Here is an 8,173-nt window from a genome sequence, read left to right on the forward strand (position 1 = left end):
CCTGTTTTACGAATGAGAGTACCCTCTATGCACAGGCGGCCTGACCCCAAGCGCCACACAGCACCATCCGTCAACTATTAAATACCTTTGTTAATAAGAATGAAGATTGAACGCGTGCATGTGCACAACTACCGATCGATCATCGAAGCTGAAGTTCAGGTCGATGACTACCTGCTTCTTGTCGGCGCCAACAACGCCGGAAAGACGACTTTCCTCAATGCCATCAGGCTCTTCTACGGCGATATCAAGTGGGAGGATGACGACTTCCCCTGCAAAGGGAACGAGGACGACGAGGCCTGGGTCGAGATCGAATTTCGCCTCAATAACGTCGAGTGGGAGAACCTGGCCGACAAGTACAAAGAGAACCCGAATCAGAAGCTCACGCTTCGCCGGTATTTCAAGTCGCCCGATAAAGTGAAGCCCAGAAACGACAACGTTTACGCACTCATGGGCGAAGAGGTTTCGGAGACACTCTTTTATGGTGCGAAAAGCGTCGGTGTAGGAAAACTCGGGACGCTCATCTATATTCCCGCCATCGTGACTCAGAACGAGCAGATGAAGCTCTCGGGACCGAGCCCCTTCAGGGAGCTCATGAAGCTCCTGGTTGAAGGGCGGATGATGGCGAGCACTGAATTCCATAACGTTGCCGCCGCTATTGAGAGCCTCAATCAGGCAGGCAATCAAGCCAACGGCTTCTTCTCGGCTTTTACGGCTCCGATGAACACGCGGCTTCAGGCGGACTGGGGCGTGAATATGGGGCTGCAGGTCCGGCTCCCCAAAACCGAGGACATTCTGAAGACGATGCTGTCGGCGTCTTTCTCGGATCAGGCGCTCAATAACGCCGAGATCGAGTTCAGCCGTTTCGGACAAGGGATGCAGCGCTCCGTCATTAATCTGCTGATTGAACTGTTGCCGACATTCCAGACGCAGAATGCCGTGAAGACTAAGGCAGGGAAGGATTCGGAGATGAAGGATTTTTCTGCAGATTTCCTGTTGATTCTGTATGAAGAACCGGAGGCGTTCCTCCATCCCTCCCAGCAGATTCTCCTCGCAAGAAAGCTCCATGATCTCGGCGCGCAGCCCGATCGCCAGGTCATTGCTTCCTCACACTCCAGCGTGTTCGCAAGCCGAAAGGTGGATGACCTTCATCAGATGGTCCGGTTTGAACGCGTGAATGGCCGGTCTCACGTCTATCAGCCGGGGCTGGGGAAGATTCGACGGAAACTTGCAGAAGCCGCAGAGGAATTTGAGGGGCGGGTAAGAGTCGCAGGCACGGCGAGCGGGAGCCCGAGCCAGCTCCAGAACCGCGACGAATATTTCTTCTCGCTCTGGCTCGATGCTGAGCGCGCCGGCGTCTTCTTTGCCAACAAAGTCTTCCTCGTGGAAGGTCCGACGGAAAAAGCACTCTTTGAATATCTGCTCTCCCAAGATTGGGCGGATCAGCTGCAGGAGCTCGGAAATTTCGCGATTCTCGACTGCAGCGGCAAATTCAACATTCCCCGCTTCATGCATCTCATGCACGCCTTCGGCATCAAGTTCGGCATCATGATCGACGACGACAATGGCAGGACGACGTCCAAAGGCATTTCGCACCAGGCGCTCAACACGGTGATCAAGGAAATGTGCGGCCGCGAGGGCTTGAAGGAGGTGAGCTGCGCCGATCCCGTCATGCTGCCCGACTGCCTTGAAACGTTTCTGGGGCTCCAGGTTCCTACCCGGGGGGATTTCAAGCCGTCGGAAATGCTCGCCGCGCTTCAGGATCCGGCAACTTTCGCGAAGCTGCCCCTGAATGCACTGAAGGCGAAATTCCGAAGCGCGATGGGTCTCCCCATATCAATCTCCTGATCAACCATTCAATAATAATTCGGGGCGTGCCGGATAAGCACGCCCCGATCTCTAAGAACCCGAAGCCGATCGATCAGGCGGATCGACCGTTTCTTTCCCTCATTAGTCCGCCCGACGCCCCATCGTCACGCGGTCGTTGCCGCCATAGTCCTTGCGCGTCCGTACGGCGGCAAACCCGGCCTCTTCAAGCATCTGCCGCACGTCGTCGCCCTGGTCGTAGCCGTGCTCGAGAAGAATCCAGCCGCCGGGCGCGAGATGCGCCATGGCGCCCGCAACGATGGTGCGGAGGCACTCGAGCCCGTCGATGCCGTCCGTGAGGGCGCCGATCGGCTCGCACTCGAGGTTTCTCAGGTGCTCGTCATCGGGCCGGATGTAGGGCGGGTTGCTGACGATCAGGTCGTAGACGGCATCGGCCGCCACGGCATCCCACCAGAAGCCTTCGGCAAAGGTAATGGGAGCGTGGAGCGCCTCGGCATTTCCCTTCGCGATTTCAAGGGCGTCCGAGGAGGCGTCGGTCGCCGTTACGGCAGACCCCGGGAGTTCCAGCGCCAGGGTGGCGGCAATGCAGCCGCTTCCGGTGCCGAGGTCGATGATCCGGGGTTTGGGCGCCGCCACAAGGAGCGCCTGCTCGATCAGGACTTCGGTGTCGGGGCGGGGAATGAGCACCGCGTCCGTCACATGGAAGTGGCGCCCGTAGAACTCCTGGCTTCCGGTGAGGTAGGGGATCGGGGTGCCGGCGGAGCGCATGGCAACGAGGAGGTCGAAGCGCATGATCTCCTCTTCGGAAATTTCCTCTTCGTCGTGCGCGATCAGATTCTCGCGCGAGCGCCCCGTCACGAAGCCGAGCAGAATCATCGCTTCAAAGCGTCCGATCACCGGGCTCGCCTTGGCGAGCTGAGCCCGGATGGAAGGTCCGATCTGCGTTTCCTCTGCCATTCTCTCGTCTCCTTCCCTTTTTAAGCGAGCTGAGCCAGGGCTTCCGCCTGGTGCTGCGTGGTGAGCGCCGTGATGATTTCCTCAAGGTCGCCGTTCATGATGGCATCAAGCTTATAGAGCGTGAGGTTGATGCGGTGGTCGGTCACGCGCCCCTGCGGATAGTTGTAGGTGCGGATGCGCTCCGACCGGTCGCCCGATCCGATGAGGGATTTGCGTTCAGACGCTTCCTTTGCATGCTGCGCCTCGACCTGGGCCGCATAGATGCGGGAGGCGAGAATCTGCATGGCGCGCGCCTTATTCTGAATCTGGCTGCGTTCGTCCTGGCATTCAACAACGAGCCCCGTAGGAAGGTGCGTGATGCGAACGGCCGAGTCCGTCTTCTGGATGTGCTGTCCGCCCGCGCCCGACGCGCGGAAGACGTCGATGCGGAGTTCCGAGGGATCAAGCTTCACTTCCTCAATTTCGTCGAGCTCCGGGAGAACAGCCACCGTGCAGGCCGAGGTGTGAATGCGGCCCTGTGTTTCCGTGACGGGAACGCGCTGCACGCGGTGTCCGCCCGATTCGAACTTGAGCTTCGAATAGGCGCCGCGACCGATGATGCGGACGATCGCTTCCTTGTAGCCCCCGAGTTCGCTTTCGTTGCGCGAAACAATTTCGGTCTTCCACCCCTGGCTCTCCGCGTAGCGGAGATACATGCGGAGAATGTCGCCCGCAAAGAGCGCCGCTTCATCGCCCCCGGTGCCCGCGCGGACTTCAAGGAAGATGTTCCTTTCGTCGTTGGGGTCCTTCGGAATGAGCTCGAGCCGGAGCGCTTCCTCAAGACGTTCAAGCTCCGCCTTCGCCTTGGCAGTCTCTTCCTCAGCGAACTCGCGCATCTCGGGGTCTTCAGCGAGTTCTTCAGCTGTTTTGAGGTCCGCTTCCGCGCTTTCGTACTGGGCGAGCTTTACCGCGACCGGTTCGATTTCGGTGCGCTCGCGCGAGAGGTCGCGGAACTTATTCATGTCGGCTGCGGTTTCCGGAGCCGCAAGCATGCGGTCGATTTCCTCAAGCCGCCGGGAGAGCGCGGAGAGTTTCGAGCGGACGGTGTCGTTAAGCATTTCTTTGGTGCGAAAGGATTCAGAAGCTTTTGTTGTCAAACCGATGAGAAGGATAGCGGTTTCGGAAAGGACGGGCTTGGTCTTTCAGAAAGATCCATAACAAAACGGGACCCGCAAGAGGTCCCGTTCTGTTGAATGCTTCGCGCTTCCTTATTTACCGGTCGTGACGGCGGTAGAAGCGGTCGAGCATGCGCTCCATCAGATCGCGGTCGTCGGAGGTGAGGCCTTCGCCGTTTCTGAGGAGAATCGTCGGATCGTGAAGGAGCTTGTTGGTGAGACCATGGGCGAGCATTTCAAGCACCTCTTCGGGCTTGTCGCCGTGATGAAGGTGGCGGAGCGCCCGGGAGAGCTCTTCGTCCCTCAGGTAGTTCGCGCGGTCGCGAAGCGACTGAATGGTGGGGACGGCGGAGCGGAGCTTCAGCCACTCAACAAAGTCCGCCACGCGCAGACCAATGATCGTTTCCGCCTGCGAGATTGCGGCTTGGCGGGACTGCTTGCCTTCGCTCACGACCTTTCCGAGGTCGTCGACCGTGTAGACGTAGACGTCGTCGAGACGCTCAACCTCAGGCTCCACGTCGCGTGGCACCGCGAGGTCGACGATGAACATCGGACGATGGCGGCGCTCGGAAATCGCGCGCTCGATCATGCCGAGGCCGATGATGGGAAGCGCCGAGGCCGTGCAGGAAATGACGATGTCGTAGTTGCCGATCGTTTCGGGGAGCTCGGAGAGCGGAATTGCATCGGCATGCACCGTGCGCGCGAGCGTCTGGCCGCGCTCGACCGTGCGGTTCGCGATCGTGATCGACTGCGGGTTCTGGGCGGCGAAGTGCGCCGCGCAGAGCTCAATCATTTCGCCCGCGCCCACGAAGAGGATCCGTTCCTTCGAAAGATTCCCGAAAAGACGAAGCGCAAGGCGGACGGCGGCAGCCGCAAGGCTCACGGAGTTGGCGCCGATGGCGGTCGCCGTGCGGACTTCCTTTGCCACCGTGAAGGTGGTCTGGAAGAGGTGATTCAACATCACGCCGAGGCCGTGGCATTCGCGCGCAATCTTCTCGGCCTTCTTCATCTGGCCGACGATCTGCGTTTCGCCCAAAACCATTGAGTCGAGGCCCGAGGCCACGCGGAACGTATGGTGCGCGGCTTCCTCCTGCTCGAAGGTGTAGATGTGGGGTTCGAGCTCGGAGCGCTGCACGCCCTTCTTGTTGGCGATGAAGGAAAGAATGCTCTCCTTCGCGGCGCCCGTATCCTCGCAGGCGACGTAAAGTTCCGTGCGGTTGCAGGTGGAAAGCACAGCGGCTTCATGAATGCCGCCCTGGGGCGTGCCGCTGAAGCGCTCGAGCATATGCGCGATCGTCTCGGCAATTTCATCCGGTCCGAAGGCGACGCGTTCGCGGACGGAAAGCGGAGCGGTCGTATGGTTGAGGCCTAAAGCGAGAAGCTGCATTTCGAGGTGCTGCCGCAGTGAGCATTCCGGACGACGGGGCCGGCCGGAGCCTGAAACGGCGAAAAGGTTATTCTTTGAAGAAGTCTGCGCATTATAGGTTGCTAAATGTTTCGCAAGCCTTAAGGTGCAGAGCCGATTGATCTCTAAGGCTTTTTGATGGTGAAAACAGATTTTCGCGGAATGGATGCCGAATCGGGGCCGGAAGAAGTGCGGGATTCGTCCGATGCGCTTCATGAGACTGCCCGGGAAATGCGCGCGCTCGTGAGAAAGCGCGGCGCGCTCTCTGCCGCTGCCGCCGTGCTTCCCGTGCCGGGAATCGACATTGCGGTGGATGCTGCAACCTTTGCCGACATGCTGATGAGAATCAACCGGGCATTCCAGTTGTCGCCCGAGCAGATCGAGAGGCTCCATACCGACGAGCGGCTCGCGGTGCTTACGGCCCTCTCGCAGGTGAGCGCGGTCTTTGCCGGCCGCTACGTGACGAGTGCGGCGGTTCTCACGGTCGTGAAGCAGGTGGGATCGCGCTGGATGACCGGAAAGGCTGCAAAATGGGTGCCCATCGCCGGTCAGGGTGCGGCGGCTGCGCTTTCCTACTGGACGGTCGTGAAGCTCGGCGACGCGCACATTGCCGAGTGCCTGCGCGTGAGAGACCGCGTCCGGGCGCTCCTCGCGGCGCCCAAAGCTACCAATGCTGCTCCGGGCGCCTGACCTTTTGTTTTTTGAATGGATTTTCCATGACAGAATTTTCCGACATCGCTTCCGCCGGCCGCGACATGGCCGCACTTGTTCTCTTTTCGGGCGGTCAGGATTCCACGACGTGCCTCGGCTGGGCGCTTGAGCGCTTCGGGCGCGTCGAAACCGTGGGCGTCGATTACGGCCAGCGCCATCAGGCCGAGCTCGTCTGCCGCGGAAAAGTGCTTGAAAAAATGCGGGCGATGAAGCCCTCCTGGGCCGAAAGACTCGGGGAAGACCATATGCTGAGCCTTCCCGTACTCGGCGAAGTCGCCGACTGCGCGCTCACGGATGAGCGTCGGATCGCCTTCGAGTCGTCGGGGCTTCCCAATACCTTCGTGCCGGGGAGAAATCTCCTCTTCTTCACGCTCGCCGCGGCTATTGCCTATCGCCGGGGTGCGCGGGTGCTCGTGGGCGGCATGTGCGAAACGGACTATTCGGGGTATCCGGACTGCCGCGACAATACGCTCAAGTCCCTTCAGGTAACGCTCTCTCTGGGGCTTGACGCTCCGATCATCCTGGAGACCCCCTTGATGCGCCTCACCAAGGCGGAAACCTGGGAGCTTGCCGAGCGGACGGGCAGCGATGAATTCGTGAAGCTCGTGCGCGATGAAACCCACACCTGCTACATGGGGGACCATGAGCACCATCACGCATGGGGCTGGGGATGCGGCGAGTGCCCCGCCTGCCGCCTGCGCGAAAAGGGCTGGGAAGAGTGGTCGGGCAGCAAGCGCTTCTGACGACATGAAAAAGCCCGCAGAACCATTCGGCGCTGCGGGCTTCCTGTATTTCTGGTGGCTAGGGACGGAATCGAACCGCCGACACGCGGATTTTCAATCCGCTGCTCTACCAACTGAGCTACCTAGCCACGCGCAACATTTTTTCTTCGGTTTGTCTTTCGCCGGAGCCCCATCCGTCTTCCACGAAGGGAAGATGAATGGTGGCTAGGGACGGAATCGAACCGCCGACACGCGGATTTTCAATCCGCTGCTCTACCAACTGAGCTACCTAGCCGTAAAAAATGTCAAGGGTGCAATTATATGAATGGCGGCAGGAATTTGCAAGACGACGTGTGCGGCGGGGGAGGGTGCGGCAGAAAAATACCGTAAATGCGCGAGGACCGAAGTCATGGATTCCTGCGCGCTTTCAGATTCAACGAAGGAGAGATTGGCGATAATCCTTCGCAAAAAATCTTTGTCCTTATCCCTAAGTGGAGCGCCCCTCTTCGTCATGACCGCGTCATTCAAGCATTTTGCCGCTGCGGCCCTTGCCGCCCTCACGCTTCTTTCCGGTGCCGCCCAGGCCGACGAGCAGTCGGTGCGCGACCAGCTCATGAAGAATACGGGGCTCAAGGCCGACAGCGTCCGTCCGGCACCGATTCCCGGCCTCTGGGAAGTCTTCATTCAGGACCGGCTCTTTTATGTCGACGACAAGGTGGACTACGTTTTTTCGGGCTCCATCATCGACACCAAGACGCAGACCAATCAGACGCAGGAGCGTCTGCGCGAATGGGCGCGCGAAAGCTGGAACAAGTGGCCGCGCGAGGATGCCGTGAAGCAGGTATTCGGCGACGGCTCGCGCGAGGTGATCGTCTTCTCGGACGCCAACTGCACCTACTGCCGCTCGATGGAGCGGGTTTTTGAAGAGGTCGGGAACCTGACGGTCTACACCTTCATTACGCCGATGATTCGGGGCGAACAGAATAACCGCGAGATCGTCTGCAGCAAGAATCCGTCGAAGGCCTGGGCCGACTGGATGCGAAAGGGCATTGCGCCCGAGAGCGCGAGCCCCGACTGCGACGCTTCCGTAATGCGCCGCAACCTGTCGCTTGCCGGCCGCTACAACGTGACGGGCGCACCCACGTTCTTCTTCCCGACGGGCGACCGCATGACGGGCGCTGTTCCCGCTTCGCAGTTTGAACGAATTCTTGCCGAGCAGAAGTAAGCGTTCTCTTCCGACGACTCCTCGGAAGACAAGCGAAAAGAAAGGCATCCGGGTTTCCTGGATGCCTTTCGTCGTGGTGTGCCCGGCATGGGCGATTTCTATAGGGTGAAAGTCCCGATGAGCAGGAGGTAGTGCCAAGCTCACAGCCAGAGGCAAGGGTGTCCGTCGTGAGGCG

Annotated in this window: 7 protein-coding genes and 2 tRNA genes; 4 read left to right on the plus strand and 5 right to left on the minus strand. The window is 59.8% G+C overall.

Annotated features, from left to right (window positions below; all coding sequences use genetic code 11):
- The first annotated feature begins 99 nt into the window (after positions 1-99).
- Complete coding sequence (locus GBM95_RS10285) at positions 100-1,845, plus strand: ATP-dependent nuclease (RefSeq protein ID WP_152159013.1); 1,746 nt, start codon at positions 100-102, stop codon at positions 1,843-1,845.
- Between the two features lie 102 nt (positions 1,846-1,947).
- Here GBM95_RS10285 and prmC read toward each other — a convergent pair whose 3' ends face one another.
- The 3 genes from prmC to hemA all read right to left on the minus strand — a co-directional run bounded on the left by prmC (position 1,948) and on the right by hemA (position 5,322).
- Positions 1,948-2,781, minus strand: coding sequence for a peptide chain release factor N(5)-glutamine methyltransferase (prmC, locus tag GBM95_RS10290; protein WP_152159014.1), 834 nt, complete (start codon positions 2,779-2,781; stop codon positions 1,948-1,950).
- Positions 2,782-2,801: 20 nt separating this feature from the next.
- On the minus strand, positions 2,802-3,878 hold the full coding sequence (prfA, locus tag GBM95_RS10295; protein WP_152159015.1) for a peptide chain release factor 1: 1,077 nt from the start codon (positions 3,876-3,878) through the stop codon (positions 2,802-2,804).
- 154 nt (positions 3,879-4,032) lie between these two features.
- The gene (gene hemA, locus GBM95_RS10300; RefSeq protein WP_139688451.1) at positions 4,033-5,322 is read right to left on the minus strand and encodes a glutamyl-tRNA reductase; all 1,290 of its coding nucleotides are present in this window, start codon (positions 5,320-5,322) and stop codon (positions 4,033-4,035) included.
- Positions 5,323-5,502: 180 nt separating this feature from the next.
- On the opposite strand from hemA, the gene GBM95_RS10305 reads away from it, so the two are divergent.
- Both GBM95_RS10305 and queC read left to right on the plus strand, forming a co-directional pair.
- Positions 5,503-6,030 carry a hypothetical protein gene (locus tag GBM95_RS10305; RefSeq protein ID WP_152159016.1) on the plus strand — a complete coding sequence of 176 codons (528 nt, stop codon included), beginning with the start codon at positions 5,503-5,505 and terminating at the stop codon, positions 6,028-6,030.
- Between the two features lie 26 nt (positions 6,031-6,056).
- On the plus strand, positions 6,057-6,794 hold the full coding sequence (gene queC / locus GBM95_RS10310) for a 7-cyano-7-deazaguanine synthase QueC (protein ID WP_152159017.1): 738 nt from the start codon (positions 6,057-6,059) through the stop codon (positions 6,792-6,794).
- Positions 6,795-6,846: 52 nt separating this feature from the next.
- Here queC and GBM95_RS10315 read toward each other — a convergent pair.
- Both GBM95_RS10315 and GBM95_RS10320 read right to left on the minus strand, forming a co-directional pair.
- Positions 6,847-6,922 (minus strand) — tRNA-Phe (locus GBM95_RS10315).
- Between the two features lie 70 nt (positions 6,923-6,992).
- Positions 6,993-7,068: transfer RNA gene (locus GBM95_RS10320), tRNA-Phe, on the minus strand.
- A gap of 216 nt (positions 7,069-7,284) precedes the next feature.
- Here GBM95_RS10320 and GBM95_RS10325 point away from each other — a divergent pair.
- Positions 7,285-7,998, plus strand: a complete 714-nt coding sequence (locus tag GBM95_RS10325) for a DsbC family protein (RefSeq protein WP_152159018.1) — start codon at positions 7,285-7,287, stop codon at positions 7,996-7,998.
- The last annotated feature ends 175 nt before the right edge of the window (positions 7,999-8,173 follow it).

Origin of the sequence: Sutterella seckii, assembly GCF_009183815.1 — a bacterium.
Taxonomy (GTDB): Bacteria; Pseudomonadota; Gammaproteobacteria; order Burkholderiales; family Burkholderiaceae_F; genus Sutterella; species Sutterella seckii.